Below are 18,477 nucleotides of genomic sequence, written 5' to 3'. Positions count from 1 at the left end.
TGAAATAATTTTCAGGGCTTTTTTTATTAGGTCGGCTGAGTTTAGTTGCACCGACAAATTAATAGTTTAACAATTACATATTGACCTATTCGCTTTTTCTTGTAATATTTATATTTTTTCAACATTTTAATAGATAAATATCAAAAATCACAACAAAACATATTAGCAAATGATATTTTCATATTTTTGTATCAAATAACTGAATAAGAAAAATGATGCGATGTACAACGATCCGTACATGGCTTTTCAATTGACTCATATGGAGGGAAGAAAACTTTTAAATACCGAAGTTGCTATCAGCTTCGTTAAAGATACATTTGTCCAAGAATTAAAAAACAAGTTAAATCTGATTCCAATTTCATCACCACTGGTGGTCTTGGACGGCACAGGATTAAACGATGATCTGAATGGCATCGAGCGCCCTGTTTCCTTTCCGATCAAATCTTTAAATGAAAAGCGTGCAGTCGTGGTTCATTCATTGGCGAAATGGAAAAGAGTACGCTTAAAAGAGCTTGAAATGTTACCAGGTGAAGGTATTGTCACAGACATGAAAGCCCTTCGTCCGGACGAAGATTACACGCCTATACATTCCATTTATGTGGATCAATGGGACTGGGAAAAAGTAATCGGAAAAGATCAACGTAATTTGGTTCTCCTGAAAGATACGGTACTCAATATATACGAATCACTTCGATTTACAGAATTACAGGTGGAATGTAAATACCCTCAGATAAAAGCGATCCTTCCAGAGACCATTACATTTATCTCTTCGGAGGAGTTATTGCAAAAGTACCCAGACTTAAGTGCCAAAGAACGAGAAAATGCCATCACAAAAGAACACGGTGCGGTATTTCTTTACGGCATTGGCGGTGCACTGAGCAATGGGGTAGCACATGATGGTCGGGCGGCAGATTACGACGATTGGAGTACAACAAATGAAGCTGGCTACAATGGGTTAAATGGTGATATCCTTGTTTGGAATCCTATTTTAAATTCAGCATTCGAACTTTCATCCATGGGGATCCGTGTCGACAAAACAGCATTAGCCCATCAGATGGAAATTAGAAATTGCAGCGAAAAGTCTAAACTAACCTTTCATAGCATGCTTCTTAACGATGAATTACCCGAATCTATGGGCGGTGGTATCGGTCAATCACGTGTCTGTATGTTTATGCTTAAAAAGCAACATATCGGTGAAGTACAGGTCAGTATCTGGGAAGAAGATAAAAAACAAGCTTTACGCGAAGAAGGTATTGACATACTCTAAACCAATACTTTTAAAGTATTACACTTTAAAGCTTTAAAAAGCGTCCGGCGCTATAAAGTCTTATACAAAAATCTGACAAAGGTAATCCATCTGAAAGAGGTGGGTTACCTTTTCGTTTTAATTAGTACTTTTGTACTATGCAGCTAGAAGCTATTTTAAATAAATTAGGCATTTCATCCCTGAATGAAATGCAACAAAAGGTATTGGACACCTATCAACAAGATAAAGATCTCATCTTGCTCTCTCCTACAGGATCAGGAAAAACCTTAGCCTTTTCATTATTAATACTACAACAGCTAAAAGATATCGCGCGTGAAGTACAGGTTTTGGTTTTAGTACCTACCCGTGAACTCTCCTTACAGATCGAGCAAGTCATCCGAAAATTAGCAACAGGATACAAAGTGACCTGTGCCTATGGCGGACATAGCACACGTATCGAAAAAAACGCATTCAAAGATGCGCCATCTATTCTTATCGGTACCCCAGGTCGAATAAAACAGCATCTTGAAGAAGGAAATTTTGATCCGACACAGATCCATACCATAATACTGGATGAATTTGACAAGTCATTGGAGCTTGGCTTTCATCAGCAAATGGATTTTATTATTCGTCACATGCCAAAAATTAAGTCGCGCATATTGACCTCTGCGACAACAATGGAGACCATTCCGGCTTTTACGCAGATTCAGGATCCCATTACTGTCGATTTCCTGAAAGATGCAAACAATATCCCGCGGATCACGATAAAAAAAGTAGTTGCAACCAGTCAAAAGAAACTGGAAGCGCTTTTAAAACTTATCTGCAAGATCGGCACAAAAAAAATGATTATTTTTTGCAACCATCGTGATGCTGTTGACCATATCAGCGACCTATTGGATAATCGTAATATCATCCATGACATCTTTCATGGTGGTTTGGAGCAACAGGACAGAGAGCTGGCGCTGCTAAAATTCAGAAACCACTCTAATAATGTCCTGATTACCACAGACCTTGCTGCACGGGGATTGGATATCCCTGAAGTGGATGCAATCATTCACTATCAGCTTCCACATAAAGAAGATGATTTTACACACCGTAATGGACGCACGGCGCGCATGCAGGCAAAAGGTGATGTATATGTCATTTTAAAACCTGAAGAAAATTACCCTTACATTTTGGAAGATACGGCAGAAGAGGAGTTCCCGGACTTTTATGACCTGCCCGAAAACTCACCTTTCGCTACACTCTATGTCAGCGCCGGAAGGAAGGATAAGGTCAACAAAATTGACATCGTCGGCTTTCTATTAAGTCTGGAAGGCATCGAAAAAGACGATATCGGAATTATCGAAGTCAAAGACAAAATTGCTTATGTTGCTGTCAGACGTAAACTGGCTTTAGCGATCATCAATGCCGCAAACGGACAGAAGGTCAAAGGCCGAAAAGTTAAAGTCGGAAGAACGTAGAAAGCATAACAAGGTATATTTACATATAAAAAAAGAGGTTTGTTGAACAAACCTCTTTTTTTTATATGTAGCGCATTGCGCTTTATTTGATCAATCCAGATCTTTTAAATAGCCAAGATAACGCTGTACAGCTTCCCGTTTTTGATCCGTTAGATGAAAATCAAGATGTGCCGTTAAATATTTTGTATAATCAAACCCTTCAAATTCGGGGAGACCTTCAATGACGTCGGTCGCATGAGCCACGCCATAAGCTAGGGCATCATTGAAATCTTTCACAAACGATTCAGGCAGCTTTTTATTGCTTACCCAAAGGGCAAACGCAAACGGCAATCCTGTAAAATCAAACCATTCCTTCCCCAAGTCATAAACGTAGGGTACGGTATTCTTTTTACCGAAGGTGCGGTCACCGATCAGAACATAAGCATCCGGTTCCACACTATCATCTGTAATCAACTGAATCTCTCTTTTCCAATAATTCTTTAGCAGCACACGGGCAAGGCCATTAGAAGTACGCGATTGCTTATCCAGTCTGAGGGTATCCACCTCCGTAATGGGCTTATTGGAAAAAATAAACACCGAATCAACGGCACCTTCAGTTCCGATACAAAAATCTGTATTGATATAATATTCAGGAAGACTTAGTAGTGCGGCAGTCGGAATAATTCCCATATCCGCCTCGTCATCTATTACTTTTTGTGCGCAGGCACTTGGATAATCGACACTGAGATCAATCTGATCCATTACCTTTGATTTGCGTATTCCGTTCAAAAACGGATATGTGTTTGTATACGATACGGCTGAAACTCTAATTTTATTCATTCATCAATGCTTCTAGGTGGTCTGTATTGTAATGGTCTATAATTTCAAATTGACCATTATTATACAGCAATTTATATAAAGCAGTATTTGTGTGTGGAAAATCATCCATATATCGGGCATCAATACCAGTCATGAGGCAAAGCATGATACGTAGGGCACGGCCATGCATACAAACAAGGATATTTTCTTCATTTGTTTGGGCCAGCATATGATCCAATGCAACCTGCTGGCGTTCCATTAATGCATTAGGAGATTCTCCATTTTCAATACTGACATTCAATTCTCCGTTGCGCCATGCAGCAACTAATTGCTCAAAACCAGACAACAACTCAGGCGTCTGCTCTTTCCCTTCGTAGATTCCCCAGCTGATTTCGTCCAACCCGACAAGCTGTTCCCAGGGTAAATTTTGGTCAATAAAGCCTTTTACCGTCTGATGGGTCCGTAATAAAGTCGAGGTATATACTTTGTCAAAAGGCACTGTATTGTACCGTTCAAAGAAAGCCTGAGCCTGGGCCATGCCTGTTTCATTTAATGGAGAATTAACCCCCCTCCCCTGCACTATGCCCTTTAGATTTAAATCAGTCTGTCCGTGTCGTATAAAATAAAATGTCTTTTTCAAAATGAATATGATCTAGTTTATGGGTTCACAACAGGTAGTGCATAATAACTTTTCTTTTTGGTATCCTCTTCAAAGACAACATCATTATAGTCAGTTACCACATTATACAATGTATCGCGTTCAATGGGATGACGGCCTACCTTTTTAATCAATTCCACAACCTCTTTTGTTGTCATTCCAGGTTTTTGCTCTTCCGCACCAGCCATACTGTATATTTTGGTCGTATCGTCCAACGTACCATCAATATCGTCCACGCCAAAAGCTAGGGACAATTGTGCAGTATCTCTTGATATCATAGCCCAGTAGGCTTTGATATGATCAAAATTATCCATGTAGATCCGTGCGATCGCATAATTTCTTAAATCTTCGATAACAGACACCTCAGGGATATGTGACATCTGGTTCTCCTTATTTCGAAATTTCAATGGAATAAAAGTCTGGAAGCCGCCCGTTTTATCCTGAAGCTGTCGCAAACGTTCCATATGATCTACCCGATGCCAAAATTGCTCAATATGACCGTATAACATCGTTGCATTTGTATGCATCCCAAGACGATGTGCTTGCTCGTGAATATCTAACCACTGCTCTGCCGTACACTTATCATGCGCAATCTGTTCCCGAATTTCCGGATGAAAGATTTCTGCTCCACCGCCGGGCATCGAATCGAGACCACAAGATTGCAAATATTTCAGTCCATCGTAGTGGCTCAACTTTGCTTTCTTGAAAATGTAATAATATTCTACTGGCGTGAGTCCCTTAATATGTAATTCGGGTCGATGTGCTTTACATCTTTTAAAGAAATCCGCATAAAACTCGAGGTTTTGCTTCGGCACAACACCACCTGTAATATGCACTTCAGTAACGGCTTCATTGTCATATTTCTTCACAATATCCATCATGCCATCGACTTCCATTTCCCAACCTTCGGCGCGCTCTTTAATTAGTCTGGAATACGAACAGAATTTACAATCATATACACAGACATTCGTGGGCTCAATGTGAAAATTACGGTTAAAGAAGGTATGGTCTCCATGACGTTTCTCGCGGATATAATTGGCGAGAACACCAAGATAGCCTAATTCACCTTTTTCGTATAAAAGAACTCCTTCATCAAAAGTGATACGCTCCTCTCGCAAAACTTTCTCGGCTATATTTCTTAATTCAACGTCTAAATGTTTATCATTGATCAAGAAATTTAATTTATCTATTGCGTTCATTAATGTATCTCCTATCTTAAACAAATGTACCTAAAAGGCGACAAAAGTTATAATAAAATGTGATAACACTCATTCAGGATTGCGTCATGTTTAGTCCTACAAAGACAAACAAAACGTTCCTAAAACGACATGCTTAGTCGGTAAATTGCTGCATCTCAATTAACTTCTTATATAAGCCATTATGCTTTAGCAATTCACTATGGCTACCTGTTCCAACAATTTTCCCAGCTTCGATGACCACAATCTTATCCGCATTCTGAATGGTACTTAAACGATGGGCAATCACGACTGTTGTGCGATTATCCATCAATTTATAAAGGGAATCTTGTACTAGTTTCTCGGATTCGGTATCCAGGGCCGAAGTGGCCTCATCGAGCAGCATAATCGGTGGATTTTTCAATACCGCACGTGCAATACAGATCCGCTGACGCTGTCCACCTGACAATTTACCGCCCCGATCGCCAATATTGGTTTGGTACCCCTGATCTGTCTTTAGAATAAACTCATGTGCATTGGCTATTTTGGCAGCTGCTTCGATTTCTTCCTGACTAGCGGCTAGATTGGCAAATGCGATATTATTGAAAATAGTATCATTAAATAAAATTGATTCCTGATTGACCACCCCGATCATACTACGTAAAGAATCCTGATCCAGATCCCTTAGATCCACACCATCAAACAGGATCTGTCCGTCAGTGACATCCATAAATCGTGGAATGAGATCCACTAATGTTGATTTCCCGCCACCTGAGGGACCGACTAATGCAATTACTTTCCCTTTTTCAATCTCAAGGTCTATCCCCTGAAGAATCTTCTTATCTTTTGTATAAGCGAAATTTACATCTTTAAAAACAATACGTTGCTCGAAGCTTTCGACCTTTTTCGCATTCGGTTTGTCGGTCACCTCACTGCGTTCATCAACTAATTCCAACACCCGTTCTCCTGCTGCAAGGCCATTATGAATACCACTAAAAGCATCTGTCAATGCTTTTGCCGGGCGCATGACCTGCGAGAAAATGGCTATATAAGCGATAAATGCAGGTGCCGTCAAACTTTTATCTCCAGATAGCACCAAATGCCCGCCATACAATAAAATAATAGCAACCATCATCACCCCAAGCAGCTCCGAAACAGGAGAACCCAATTGTTGTCTCTTCGCCATTGCCCGACCAATATTGGCATATCGTTCGTTCTCATTATGAAATCTATTTTTTATAAAAGATACTGCATTAAAGGCTTTGATGATTTTGATACCGGATAATGCCTCATCCAGATAGGATATCATATTTCCATAGGATTCCTGAGCTGAACGCGCCTGGCTTTTTAAATTTTTTACAATTCGTGCTATAAAAAATGCTGAAATCGGAATAACCAATAAAGAAAAGAAGGTCAGCTTGGCCGAGATATTAAACAACATCACAATATACGCGATCAGCTGCAAAGGTTCTTTGAATACGACCTGTAGAGTACCCGTTACCGAATACTGTACAACCTGTACATCGGAAGCAACCTTGGAAACGATATCTCCTTTCCGCTGTCCCGTAAAATAACCGACATGCAGATCCATCACATTGTCAAATACTGCCCTGCGTAGTTTCAACAAGGTGTGAATGCGAAAATTTTCCATAATCCGCTGGCAGAAATAACGGAAAAGATTACTGATAAATACAGAAATTACAATAACAATACAAACGTACTTTAATGCACCATAAGCACCAAGCTGGCTATTTGCTACATTCGCATAGTAATTAAACCAGGCCAGAATATCCGTATAAGCCTCAGGTTTTACAACTTCAGTGACAGATTTACCGGTATTAAAAAGTGTATGGAGTAATGGAGCGAGTAATGCTAAATTTAAAGTGCTAAAAACAACCGTAATCAAGGTGCAGATTACATAGGGAATCGCAAATTTCTCAATGGGTTTAGCAAATGATAAGAGCCTAAAATATGTTTTCATTTATTTTGAACTAAGACAAATTAATTTGATACAAAAAATAATTTGCCGACCTCTCCTCTTCCATTAAAATTCTGTTAAGCGAGGAAATTGAACAAAAATAACAAATTAATCAAGAAAAGCACTCATACAGTTCTATTCAATAAAATTCCCAAGGGCAAGTATGAAACGATGATCGTGCTATTCATTTGAAAAAAAGACAAAAATAGCTACTTTTTATAGATAATTCCCTAATTTAGCTTCATTCAAATACCAAAATTATTAAAAATAAAATGCAAATAGACGTTGCCAAAAGATTGCAGCAAACTGAAGAATACTACTTCTCGAAAAAACTAAGAGAAATAGATGAGCTTAACAAACAGGGTGCACGTGTAATCAATCTAGGAATTGGAAGTCCTGACTTACCCCCTCATCCGGAGGTAATAGCGACATTGAATACGAATGCCCAACTTCCAAATGTACATGGCTATCAAAATTACAAAGGGGCTCCAGCTTTAAGACAGGCTGTTGCCGATTGGTATCAACGCTATTATCAGGCCACTTTTAATCCCAATACGGAAATCCTACCACTTATTGGATCGAAAGAAGGTATTGTACATATTTGCATGACTTACCTACAGGAAGGAGACAAGGCTTTAATCCCCAATCCCGGCTACCCTGCTTATGCTGCGGCTGTAAGATTGAGTGGAGCTGAATCGATCACGTATAAGCTTACACAGGAAAAAAATTGGCTGATTGACTTTGACGAACTTCGGAAACAAGACCTATCAAAAGTTAAATTGATGTGGATCAATTATCCACACATGCCTACGGGTGCCTCGGCTTCGGATGCGTTTTACAAAGAACTGATTGAATTTGCAAAGGAATTCAATATTCTTATCTGTCATGATAACCCCTATAGTTTTATCCTGACTGACAAACCGCGTAGTATCATGAGCGTGGAAGGCGCAAAAGAGGTCGCGATAGAATTAAATTCACTGAGCAAATCATCCAATATGGCTGGCTGGAGAGTCGGAGCATTGGTTGGTAGCGAAGAGCGTATCAATCAGGTGTTACGTTTTAAAAGCAATATGGACTCCGGAATGTTTTTGCCAGTTCAATTGGCGGCAGCAAAAGCCTTACAACTGCAAGATTCATGGTATCAGGATCTTAATAAAATTTATGCAGATAGACGTCATAAAGTCTATGAAATCATGAACTTATTGGGCTGTTCATACCAAAAAGATCAGGTTGGTTTATTTGTATGGGCTCAAATCCCAAATTCCTATAAGGATGGTTATGCGCTTAGCGATGCTGTCTTGGACAAAGCACGTGTGTTTATCACACCGGGAGGGATTTTTGGAGATGGAGGGAATCAGTATATCCGGATCAGTCTCTGTGCCACAGTAGAAGTTCTTGAAGAATCCATCCAACGTATTAAGGATAATTTCTAGACACATTTTTCAAAATTAACATTTCAATCAAATGAAGTTTCCGCGATTACAGCAGACAAATAAATATAATCCGGATATCTCATATGGGCTTTGAAAGACAAACACGAATAAATAATTATTCACATATGAATATTGCCATCGTAGGCGTAGGCTTAATTGGCGGCTCAGTTGCCATCCGCTTAAAAGAAACAAAATTCTGCAGTAAGATCATTGGTGTAGATAAAAGTGAAAAAAATCTTGACAAAGCCAAGCAGATAGGCTTTATCGACGAAGCAATGACTTTGGAAGAAGCAATAAAGAACTGTAAGGTACTTATATTGACTATTCCCGTTGATGCGATTTTGCAGGTCGTTCCTCAGATCCTTGATCAGGTGACAGACCAGGTCGTTATCGACATGGGATCTACCAAGACAAACATACTCAACAAAATCAAAGATCACCCCAATAGAGGGCGCTATATTGCAGGTCACCCGATGGCCGGTACGGAATATTCTGGTCCCGAAGCTGCTGTAGCAGGCTTATTCAAAGGGAAGATGATGGTCTATGTTGAGGCCTTTAGAACGGATGAAGATGCGTTCGAAGTTACTGATGCGATCACAGATCAACTGGAGATGCGTACCTGCTTTATGAATGCGGACGAACACGATGTGCATACAGCTTATGTGTCGCATATCTCCCATCTTACTTCATTCGCACTAGCATTGACCGTATTGGAAAAGGAGAAATCGCAGGGACGTATATTTGAGCTGGCAGGATCAGGTTTTGAATCTACAGTCCGTTTGGCTAAAAGTTCACCCGATATGTGGACACCTATCTTCAAACAGAATCGCGAAAATGTACTGGAAGTCCTGGAGGAACATATCAAACAATTGCAATCCTTACATGATTCAATCGCGAGCGAAGATTATGATAAATTGCATAAACTCATCAAGCGTTCCAATAAGATTAAACGTATCATTAAGTAGGGTCTGAACTGGTTTAACGTAGAACAATTGCAGTTCCAGAGGAACCTCAACTAAAAATAGAAGGTGGCTATCCAAATTCGGATAGCCACCTTTCTATTTAATTGTATTCATTCTTCCCGCAGTCTCAATTCAATTCTCCTGGGAAAGCTTTTTCTTTTTGATGGCTTACTCGTCTTCCAATTCATTAAACTTATCTAAATCGAGCTTCGCCCCCACTGCATCGCCGAGCTTTTCTTTGATAGCAGCGCGATAAGAATATAAGTCTGAATAATAGGGATTCAATTCAATAGCTGTCGAATAATCCACCAATGCGCCATGCATGTCTTCCAATTTTTCCTTGAGATCGGCTCGCAAAGAATACACATAAAAGTCATCAGGATTCAGTTCGACCAAACGGTCGAAATCAGACAATGCCTCAGGAAGACAGCCTAGACGTTCAAATAAAGAAGCCCGTTCTTCATACACAATAGATGAGTTGCTGTCATTTTCTTCCGCTTTCGCATAATCTTCAAGTGCTTTTTCGGAATAACGGTAAGATTCAAACACCTTGGCACGGAATACATAGGCAGCAGTTTGATTTTCATCAAGCTCGATCGCCTGATTAAAATCATTTAAAGCCAACTCAAAGCAGGTCAATTTAAGATAGAGACTTCCTCTGAAAACAAAGAGGTTACTATCTCCTGTTGTATTTTTATTGATGGCTGAGGTATACAATTCGATCGCCTTCAGATAATCATAACAATGTACATATTCAAGTCCTAATGAATTCAGTTCGTCCGTACTGAGTTCTTTGGGCGTAGATTCCAGCTCTTGAATAACCAGATTTTCGGCTTCAAAATAGCTCACTTCGGCCTGATTTTCCTGCCATTCCAATACACTGTGATAATTAAAATCCAATCTTTTGGCAATCTGGTAATCATAAAATGCGCCCTCATCTTCACCGATCAAGCGATAGACTAGGCATCGGCTTGCATAAAAATAGGGTTCCTCTTTAAAATGTTCAATTGCCCTGCTATAGACAGCGATCGCTTCTTCATAGGCTTTTATTTTAAAATAATAGAGTCCAAGGTAACTGTATGCCAGCGTACTGTTTGACAACACAATGACTTCTTCCAGGACTTGCACAGGATCGTTATCAGCAATAATCCCCATCGAAAAGCCTTGTAACAGGAGTTTGATATCTGCTTGTTGGATGTGATCAAACTCATCCGCGGAAAAGGGAATGATATCCTTTGGAAAAAAAGACGAAATTGGCAAAAAAGAAAATTTAGCAAGCAATATAGGTGTGGGAAGTTTAAAATCCGCCGCTGTAACAGCATTGCCGCGAAGGGTAACAGATAGATTTGATATCATTTGCTTCATACCCAAAACTAAGCTAAATTTCGATACAAAAGAAATTTAACCGCCTCCATTTCCTGTTTAAATAGAAACCATTTAGTTCAACTCACCGGTCAAATAGAGGTATTTGTACCGAACGATATCCCTTGAATTCGTAAATCTGACAAGCTTTTCACGTTTAAAGACATAATTAGAAACCTTGTCTTCCATTAAACGTAAGAACTCAACAAACTCCGCGAAAAAGCTTTGGCGTTCACCGGCTGTAAACTGACTATTTCTTACAATCCAAAAAAACTGGTCTTCATTGACATGAAAAGACACTTCATTTTTCTTCTCTTTTCGAAAAATAAAAATCGGGTCGTTTTCTTGGTTAATAAATAAAGCAAAACCGGTATTTCCACCATCCAGGTTTACCACAAAAGCGGAAAAATAAACGGTACCTATCTGTAAATTTTCCAGACAAATTAATTTATGCAACATCAGGTTGGCAGTTAGATCACCTAAAAGTATTAAGTTTTTATTAAAAAACAAAAAAAGACCCACAAAAATGTGAGTCTTTTTATTACAAATAGGATTTTACTAGAACGTAAATTTCACTGAAGCGTTCCAGGTTCTGCCCTGACCGATCAATACAAAATTGGATGTATCAATACCATTCCAGATATTGTCAGCATTTGTCGTTACTGTACTGGAGGTCGCCTCGGAAATATAGAATTTGTTTAATACGTTATTCATATTAACACGGAAACTCATTGTATTTTTATCACTTACTTTAACCTCATAGGATAATCCGGCATCCAGTAGATTGAAAGAAGGAAGCTCAATTACTCGACCAACTTTTTTACCATCTTCTTCAACTGTTCTATGTCTTGAAGAATATAGGCGATCGTACTGTCTGTAGTTACCATCAACTGAAAACCCTTTGAATACAATATATTTAGCACCGAAACCATAAGTTGTCTGCGCAGCATTTCCAACATGCTCTCCAGTCAAATCTACCTCTTCTCTACCTAGTTCAACACGGTTATCATTGCGTTCAATAGCTGTTACTTTTCCATCATATTTCCAATCACCGATTGATGCAAAACCAGTTAAAGTAAGCCCATGAAACGGACGAGCAGCAATGTCTAATTCAGCCCCTTTATGATCCTGTTTAACACCATAATTTGACGTATAGATATATTGTCCTGCAAGCAAAACGCTCGGATCATTCTGGGGGTTATATTTAGCAACGTCCTTATCTGTTGCCAGTCTAGAGCTACCTGTAACTCGATTTTCCCAAGTTGTACGGTAAACATTCACATTCACATCCAAGAATCTAGAAGCAAATTTATATCCAGCTTCTAAACCCAGAATTTTTTCATTGTCAGCATTTTCATTGATATCATTTGCATAATTCATGAAAATATTGTTTTGATAAGGCTGACGGGAATAATACCCTGCATTAGCAAAAAGACTGTGTTTACCCAAAGTATAACTTACACCACCTTTGGTATTGTATCCAAAGTTGTTAACTGTTTTGGATTTTTCATTTCCTGGTGTATATTGAAAATAATCGTAGCGCTTATTTTGTTGTTCAGAAACTGATCCTTGGAAAAATGCTGTAAAACCATTTTTAGCATATTCCAATTGACCAAATAAACCTCCGTAGCGGATATATTGGTTATAGTCCCAAGACAGTCTGTCTTCACGAGAATCAGGCTTGCTTGAGAAAGCTTTCCAAGGATTAGTGGAATATGTATTGGTTACATATACCGGATCAGTAATATTAATATTACCGCCCAACAACACACCATTTGTATTGGCAAGTGGATCAGTTAACTTACGATAATGTGTACCTTTATAATCTCTGACATCAAAACCAATGTTAAAATTCAAAGACTCTGAAAGTTTACGGTTGTAGTTTGAAACAACGCCAAACCATTGGTGATTGTTCACATCGGCTGCTAGGTATTTTTCTTTGTTGTACTTGTCACCTCTTAACCCTTGGCCACCACCAGCAGCCAAAGAAGCATATACTACTGTAGATAATGAAGATTTATCATCGATGGTCCAATCCCAGTTTAAGTTAGCAACTGGTTTGTGATAAAAGTTCTTCTGTGGATTCATCATCACCCCATTGACATCTTTATAGTTATCATTGTATCGCTTACCATATTGTAAGTAATTTGATAATTTAGATGTAAATCCTTGGTTATGCCATTGCGGGGCTCCTGTAATCATCAAGTTAAGATTGTGCTTTTCACTTGCCTTATAACCTACAGAAAGGAAATAGCTCTGCCCTGCACCTTCAGTATGATCCATATAGCCGTCACCAGACCATTGTGTAAACATTGCCGAAACAGCAAATCCGTTTCTCATCAAACCTGTATTGTAACCAACAGTAGCTTTCATAAACATGTCGTTACCGACTGTTGTCCGCACAAAACCACCTTCTTTCATCGAAGTGGATTGCGTCACATAGTTTACAGTTCCCCCTACAGATGAAATGGCTAATTTAGAAGCCCCCAGACCACGTTGAATCTGTACCAAAGAAGCAATATCTGTAAGACCAGACCAGTTGGACCAATATACGCTACCATTATCCATACCATTGATCGGCTGACCGTTCAATAAAAATGCCGTATTGGACTGGTCAAAACCACGTGTAGTCATTGAAGACTCTCCAAAACCTTTGGCCTGACCAGTAATATATACAGATGGCGTATTTGCAAGCGCTGAAGTAATATCCTGTGCTCCTACTTTTTCCTCTAAATCTCTTTTATGGATTGTAGATACTGCAATAGGTGTTTTTCTACCTACAGCAATATCAATAACACCATGACCAACAACAACAACCTCATCTAAATCCGTTGAAGAGCCCTCCGAAAAAGTCGGATTTATATTCAACGATTCGCCCGATTTCAACATGATGTTTTCAATGACAACCGGAGTTTCACCAATGTAGGTAACTTCCACTTTGTAGGGACCGCCCTCTTGAAGATTTGAAATTTGAAATTTTCCTTGAGCATCAGCTGAGCCGCTTACAACTTGTCCACTTGGGATGTGGGTGATTTTAATGGTTGCTCCTTTAACTGTTTGTCCAGTAGCCTCTTTTACAACTCCTGAAACCGAACTAGTATTTGCCGTTTGTGCATGAACCGTGCCATAGCTAGCAAAAACAAGTGCAAAAAAAAGTAAAGACTTTTTCATCTTAGATGTGATTGTTTTGTTTTTTGTGCCGCAAAATTAGGAATTGATTGTCTTTTTAACTAATTTTAACACTAGCACAACTGTAAACAGTCCGTTTATATTCACTTCGAATTTTAATCATCCATAGATTAAGTTTGATTTTAAGATCAAAACAACAAACCAAAAATAAGCTTGTTAATAGGAATACAACAAAAACATCGTTTTAATGGAAATATATCAAAAGTAGTCAGAATAAAATTTTGTCTTCTTTGAATAAGTCAACACATTCTTTTATTTCCGTTTTTTATCCCAGATCTACCTGAGACACTCTTTATTACTACAGCAGAGCATAAGGTCTTTGCGTTTTTTAGTCAAACACAGCAGCAGTTAAGATCAAAATGGCTATATTTAAGTAATAATAAAAAACTATGTTGTCCATTGAACAGGCTTACGCAGGTGTTCTTGAACCTGCATTGATTGAAGAAATTATAAAGAACGCTCGCATCAAAACTTTTCGTGAAGGCGATCTTATCATCGATACCGATCAATACATCAGCGCAATGCCCCTATTGCTAACGGGAGCGATCAAAGTCGTCCGTGAGGATGAAGCCAAAGGCGAACTCTTACTATATTATCTTGAACAGGGACAGACCTGTACCATGTCTATCGCCTGTTGTCTGGGTGATAAAAAAAGTGAAATTCGTGCTCGGGCTGAAAAGGATACAACCGTAGCCATGATCCCCAATGAACAGGTCAATGACTGGATGGGAAAATACCCTTCCTGGCGGAATTTCATTATATCGAGTTATGCCAGCCGGATGAATGAAATGCTGCAGGCTGTAGATAATCTTGCATTCTCCAATATGGAAGAACGTATCCTCAATTACCTGAAAGCCAAAGTAAATCTTACCAACGACCGAATTCTTACCCTTACTCATCAGGATATTGCATCCGATTTGAACACTTCCCGTGTTGTCGTCTCCCGGATCTTAAAAAAACTGGAGAACGAGGACAAAATCGTACTGCTCAGGAATGAGATCAGGGTATTGATTTAGCCGCAGAAATAAATTCATATCAAACGGATATGGAGGTTATACGGTCAAATTTAAATGCCTATTATTGTTGTCCTAGCTTTACGCCCTATAGATCCAAAAACATTTGTACCTTTATTGTGAGCTGAATGTTCGATTCACATGACACAATTTAATATGAAAACAGAAAACGTAGGATTTATAGGATTAGGAAACATGGGGAATCCCATGGCAAAAAACCTTGAAAAAGCAGGTTTTCCGCTTGCCGTTTACAACAGAAATATCGCCAGAACAACAGACTTTGTAGCACAATCAACTGTTTATAGTGAAGTCACAGATCTGATCGGCGCCAGTGATGTGGTTTTTACCATGCTGACAAACGATGACGCAGTCGAGGAGGTTTACGGCAAAATTCTTGAACAGCCTATCAGCGGGAAATTATTTGTGGATATGAGTACCATCGCTCAAGATGTGAGTATCAATCTTGCCAATAAGCTAAAAGCAAAAGGTGCCGCATTTCTGGATGCTCCTGTCGCAGGAAGCACCAAACCCGCTGCTGAAGGTACATTGATCATTATGGTTGGCGGAGAACAGACCGACCTTGAGCGTGCCAGACCTTACCTTGAAAAGATGGGAAAATCCATTAAACACCTTGGTGAAAATGGCAAAGGTATTGCCGCAAAACTAGCCATCAATTATTTTCTATCAATCATCTATCAAGGTCTGGCCGAAACCATCCTATTCTCCGATCAATTAGGGATTGAACGCAGTGAAATGCTAGAGATTATCAACGATAGTGCCAGCGGTAGCGGAGCAACAAAAGTAAAAACTCCTTTGCTCGTTGAAGGAAATTATACCGCAGCATTTGCGCTGGATCTGATGTTAAAAGATATCCGGTTGGCACAACAGGCGGGAGCCACCTATCCCCTACTTGGCACCTTGCTCGACACCTATAAAAAGGCACATGAAAACGGCTTGGGACAATTGGATGTGATCGGAATTATAGAGTCAATAAAACCATCCGGAGTCTAAATTTGTTTATAAAGCATAATAAGCACTTCGACTGAACACAACGATATTACCTTTAATCACACAGCCCATCTGATGGCTAAAAAAAATTAAGAACAGATGAAAACAGCTTTGACATTTTTTCTATTAACTATCGTTACCATGAGCATGAAAGCACAGGAGTTAAAACAGGTATCCTATAAAGACGGAACACAGCAACTAAATGGTCTTATCACGTCCAATGCGAATAAAAAAGGGCCTGCGGTCCTTATTTTACCCGCTTGGAAAGGCATAGACAATGAAGCAAAACAGGCCGCTTTACAACTTGAAAAAGAAGGTTATATTGCTTTCATTGCCGATATCTATGGTGAAGGAAATATCCCTACAGACAACACGGCAGCTTCGAAAATAGCAGGTCACTATAAAACAGACTACAAGGCTTATCAGCAGCGCATTGCGGCTGCGCTAAAACAATTGAAGGAAACAGGAGCTGATCCCGGAAAAATTGCGGTAATTGGTTATTGCTTTGGCGGAACCGGAGCGCTGGAGACAGCACGCGCTGGTTTTCCTGTCGCAGCTGTGGTCAGTATTCATGGTGGGCTCTCCAAATCAGTAGATAGACCTAATACAGCGATCAATGTGAAAGTATTGGTTGAGCATCCTGCCGCTGACAAAAGTGTATCAAAAGAAGATTATGATGGATTGGTTAAGGAACTTAATGAAGGAAAAGCGGACTGGCAAATCATCACCTATGCCAATTCTGGCCATACCTTTACCAATCCGGAATCACCAGAATATAACCCTGTCATGGCCAAACGTGCCTGGGAGCATACTTTACTATTCATAAAAGAAGTACTAAACTAAAGTATATAAAGATAAAGCTCCCCTATTCAAATGAACTGTCATTCCAGATCAATAGCGCTCCATCCGATCATTTTCCAGTTATTGGCACTCCTGATCTGTACGACTGTAGCACGATCCCAAACGATAAAATCAATGGAAATCGGAGCGCCTACGCAAGCAATCCTGTTCGTTACCAATGAATCCGATAAATCAACGGATTTCGCGATGCGTCTCCATGATCAAAAGGCAAATGAAATTATTAGACAGGTTCCCTATAGTACCACCAAACTACTGGTCTCAAAAACAGATGCCCAAAAATTTACTTTTGTTGTCAACAAGCGTAAGTGGACAGTGGATGTACCGACCCTTAAACAACGAAATGCCATGATCCTGTTTGATGGTCAGAGCCGACCAAAAGTGATCTATGAAAGTCAAAGCTATCTCCAGGCCGCAAAGCAAATATTAACAAACAATAAGCAGACAAGTACACCTCAAAAAGCGCTTAAATACGATGCAAAACTATTCTTCGATTCCATAGCAGCTATTCCGTTTAAACCATCCAAGCAATATGCTGAGACCATCATTTCCCGATCCAGTCTTCCGATCTACTCCACTCAGAAAAAAGGCAAATATGACGGAACTTATATTTCGCAGACTTTTACAGGGGGGAACCTCGAAAAACCCAGTGGCATTCTAACGACTGTTTATCAGCAAGGCAAAGAGCTCTCCGCAAACAATTTGTCTAATGGGATCAATTTTTACACCAAATATTTTTACAACAAATGGGGATTAATCGATTCGATACAACAGCTTCAAGACAGCAAATGGTCCTCTAGCACAATTTATCAATACTTACCGCATGCTATTATCATTACCGATCCTGAGCGGCGAACCGCCTCCATCCATCATTTAAATGATCAATATCAAGTGTTCCGGGAGGAGTCCATCCACTTCGTTTACCAAAGGATGCATTGGGTCGACCACCATTACAATGAAAATGGGCAGCTTATTGAGGAAGTTTCAGGGCTAAATGACGCTATCGAAAAACGTACACTGTATTATTATGATAACCCAAAAGCAGACAATTTCTCTTCGTGGCAGGTATTTGACACGACGGGGAAGCTCACTGCCGAATCCAAAATAGCTGTGCAAGGCAACGAAAGCACCTACCTGTTTTATCGTGATGGTACATTGGAATTGAAGATAGTCTCAAAAGAACAGGGCGATTATCAATATGAGAGCACTGTATTTGATAAGCAGAATAAAATCACCTCTAAAACAATACAAACAAAGAAAAGTTCCTCCAATTCTCAATAATTAAAACGCGCAAACTGAAATAGAAGGAAGCAATAAACCATCATTTGTTATTA

The 18,477-nt window shown here is 39.5% G+C and carries 15 protein-coding genes; 8 read left to right on the top strand and 7 right to left on the bottom strand.

Annotation, left to right across the window (positions count from 1 at the left end; translation table 11 throughout):
* Positions 1-220 precede the first annotated feature (220 nt).
* Both asnA and AC07UV_RS16910 read left to right on the top strand, forming a co-directional pair.
* The gene (asnA, locus tag AC07UV_RS16915) at positions 221-1,267 is read left to right on the top strand and encodes an aspartate--ammonia ligase (RefSeq protein ID WP_282255544.1); all 1,047 of its coding nucleotides are present in this window, start codon (positions 221-223) and stop codon (positions 1,265-1,267) included.
* A gap of 137 nt (positions 1,268-1,404) precedes the next feature.
* Positions 1,405-2,709: a DEAD/DEAH box helicase gene (locus AC07UV_RS16910; protein WP_495184592.1), complete on the top strand. Its 1,305-nt coding sequence runs from the start codon at positions 1,405-1,407 to the stop codon at positions 2,707-2,709.
* A 90-nt stretch (positions 2,710-2,799) separates the two neighbouring features.
* On the opposite strand, the gene AC07UV_RS16905 is transcribed toward AC07UV_RS16910, so the two are convergent.
* The 4 genes from AC07UV_RS16905 to AC07UV_RS16890 form a co-directional block, all read right to left on the bottom strand.
* Complete coding sequence (locus AC07UV_RS16905; RefSeq protein ID WP_282255547.1) at positions 2,800-3,528, bottom strand: menaquinone biosynthetic enzyme MqnA/MqnD family protein; 729 nt, start codon at positions 3,526-3,528, stop codon at positions 2,800-2,802.
* Positions 3,521-4,147 carry a histidine phosphatase family protein gene (locus AC07UV_RS16900; protein WP_282255548.1) on the bottom strand — a complete coding sequence of 209 codons (627 nt, stop codon included), beginning with the start codon at positions 4,145-4,147 and terminating at the stop codon, positions 3,521-3,523. Before AC07UV_RS16900 ends, AC07UV_RS16905 begins: the two co-directional genes overlap by 8 nt.
* Positions 4,148-4,164: 17 nt before the next feature.
* On the bottom strand, positions 4,165-5,364 hold the full coding sequence (mqnE, locus tag AC07UV_RS16895; RefSeq protein ID WP_282255549.1) for an aminofutalosine synthase MqnE: 1,200 nt from the start codon (positions 5,362-5,364) through the stop codon (positions 4,165-4,167).
* Positions 5,365-5,497: 133 nt separating this feature from the next.
* On the bottom strand, positions 5,498-7,321 hold the full coding sequence (locus AC07UV_RS16890) for an ABC transporter ATP-binding protein (protein WP_495184591.1): 1,824 nt from the start codon (positions 7,319-7,321) through the stop codon (positions 5,498-5,500).
* Between the two features lie 269 nt (positions 7,322-7,590).
* On the opposite strand from AC07UV_RS16890, the gene AC07UV_RS16885 reads away from it, so the two are divergent.
* Positions 7,591-8,751, top strand: coding sequence for a pyridoxal phosphate-dependent aminotransferase (locus tag AC07UV_RS16885; protein WP_282255552.1), 1,161 nt, complete (start codon positions 7,591-7,593; stop codon positions 8,749-8,751).
* A gap of 83 nt (positions 8,752-8,834) precedes the next feature.
* The gene (locus AC07UV_RS16880) at positions 8,835-9,716 is read left to right on the top strand and encodes a prephenate dehydrogenase (RefSeq protein ID WP_282255553.1); all 882 of its coding nucleotides are present in this window, start codon (positions 8,835-8,837) and stop codon (positions 9,714-9,716) included.
* Positions 9,717-9,881: 165 nt separating this feature from the next.
* On the opposite strand, the gene AC07UV_RS16875 is transcribed toward AC07UV_RS16880, so the two are convergent.
* From AC07UV_RS16875 to AC07UV_RS16865, 3 genes are all read right to left on the bottom strand, one after another.
* A complete protein-coding gene (locus AC07UV_RS16875; RefSeq protein WP_282255554.1) occupies positions 9,882-11,078 on the bottom strand; it encodes a tetratricopeptide repeat protein in 1,197 nt (398 codons plus the stop codon).
* Between the two features lie 72 nt (positions 11,079-11,150).
* Positions 11,151-11,534 carry a hypothetical protein gene (locus tag AC07UV_RS16870; protein ID WP_120258474.1) on the bottom strand — a complete coding sequence of 128 codons (384 nt, stop codon included), beginning with the start codon at positions 11,532-11,534 and terminating at the stop codon, positions 11,151-11,153.
* 99 nt (positions 11,535-11,633) lie between these two features.
* A complete protein-coding gene (locus tag AC07UV_RS16865) occupies positions 11,634-14,246 on the bottom strand; it encodes a TonB-dependent receptor (RefSeq protein ID WP_282255555.1) in 2,613 nt (870 codons plus the stop codon).
* 407 nt (positions 14,247-14,653) lie between these two features.
* Here AC07UV_RS16865 and AC07UV_RS16860 point away from each other — a divergent pair, with 407 nt between their 5' ends.
* The 4 genes from AC07UV_RS16860 (at position 14,654) to AC07UV_RS16845 (ending at position 18,424) form a co-directional block, all read left to right on the top strand.
* Entirely contained in the window at positions 14,654-15,280 is a 627-nt protein-coding gene (locus tag AC07UV_RS16860; protein ID WP_495184590.1) for a Crp/Fnr family transcriptional regulator, read from the top strand.
* Positions 15,281-15,433: 153 nt separating this feature from the next.
* Positions 15,434-16,288, top strand: coding sequence for an NAD(P)-dependent oxidoreductase (locus AC07UV_RS16855; protein ID WP_282255557.1), 855 nt, complete (start codon positions 15,434-15,436; stop codon positions 16,286-16,288).
* Between the two features lie 96 nt (positions 16,289-16,384).
* Positions 16,385-17,128: a dienelactone hydrolase family protein gene (locus AC07UV_RS16850; RefSeq protein WP_495184589.1), complete on the top strand. Its 744-nt coding sequence runs from the start codon at positions 16,385-16,387 to the stop codon at positions 17,126-17,128.
* 30 nt (positions 17,129-17,158) lie between these two features.
* Entirely contained in the window at positions 17,159-18,424 is a 1,266-nt protein-coding gene (locus AC07UV_RS16845; protein WP_495184588.1) for a hypothetical protein, read from the top strand.
* Positions 18,425-18,477 lie beyond the last annotated feature (53 nt).

It is taken from the genome of Sphingobacterium sp. GW821-FHT03E03, assembly GCF_059420745.1.
The sequence above is the reverse complement of the archived record's forward strand: the minus strand, read 5'-3'. Positions and strand labels throughout refer to the sequence as shown.

Coding starts and splice junctions, on each gene's coding strand:
- AC07UV_RS16845 (WP_495184588.1), top strand. CDS start 17,159: ATGAACTGTCATTCCAGATCAATAGCGCTCCATCCGATCATTTTCCAG.
- AC07UV_RS16850 (WP_495184589.1), top strand. CDS start 16,385: ATGAAAACAGCTTTGACATTTTTTCTATTAACTATCGTTACCATGAGC.
- AC07UV_RS16880 (WP_282255553.1), top strand. CDS start 8,835: ATGGGCTTTGAAAGACAAACACGAATAAATAATTATTCACATATGAAT.
- AC07UV_RS16870 (WP_120258474.1), bottom strand. CDS start 11,534: ATGTTGCATAAATTAATTTGTCTGGAAAATTTACAGATAGGTACCGTT.
- AC07UV_RS16865 (WP_282255555.1), bottom strand. CDS start 14,246: ATGAAAAAGTCTTTACTTTTTTTTGCACTTGTTTTTGCTAGCTATGGC.
- AC07UV_RS16885 (WP_282255552.1), top strand. CDS start 7,591: ATGCAAATAGACGTTGCCAAAAGATTGCAGCAAACTGAAGAATACTAC.
- AC07UV_RS16875 (WP_282255554.1), bottom strand. CDS start 11,078: ATGAAGCAAATGATATCAAATCTATCTGTTACCCTTCGCGGCAATGCT.
- AC07UV_RS16910 (WP_495184592.1), top strand. CDS start 1,405: ATGCAGCTAGAAGCTATTTTAAATAAATTAGGCATTTCATCCCTGAAT.
- asnA (WP_282255544.1), top strand. CDS start 221: ATGTACAACGATCCGTACATGGCTTTTCAATTGACTCATATGGAGGGA.
- AC07UV_RS16905 (WP_282255547.1), bottom strand. CDS start 3,528: ATGAATAAAATTAGAGTTTCAGCCGTATCGTATACAAACACATATCCG.
- mqnE (WP_282255549.1), bottom strand. CDS start 5,364: ATGAACGCAATAGATAAATTAAATTTCTTGATCAATGATAAACATTTA.
- AC07UV_RS16860 (WP_495184590.1), top strand. CDS start 14,654: ATGTTGTCCATTGAACAGGCTTACGCAGGTGTTCTTGAACCTGCATTG.
- AC07UV_RS16855 (WP_282255557.1), top strand. CDS start 15,434: ATGAAAACAGAAAACGTAGGATTTATAGGATTAGGAAACATGGGGAAT.
- AC07UV_RS16890 (WP_495184591.1), bottom strand. CDS start 7,321: ATGAAAACATATTTTAGGCTCTTATCATTTGCTAAACCCATTGAGAAA.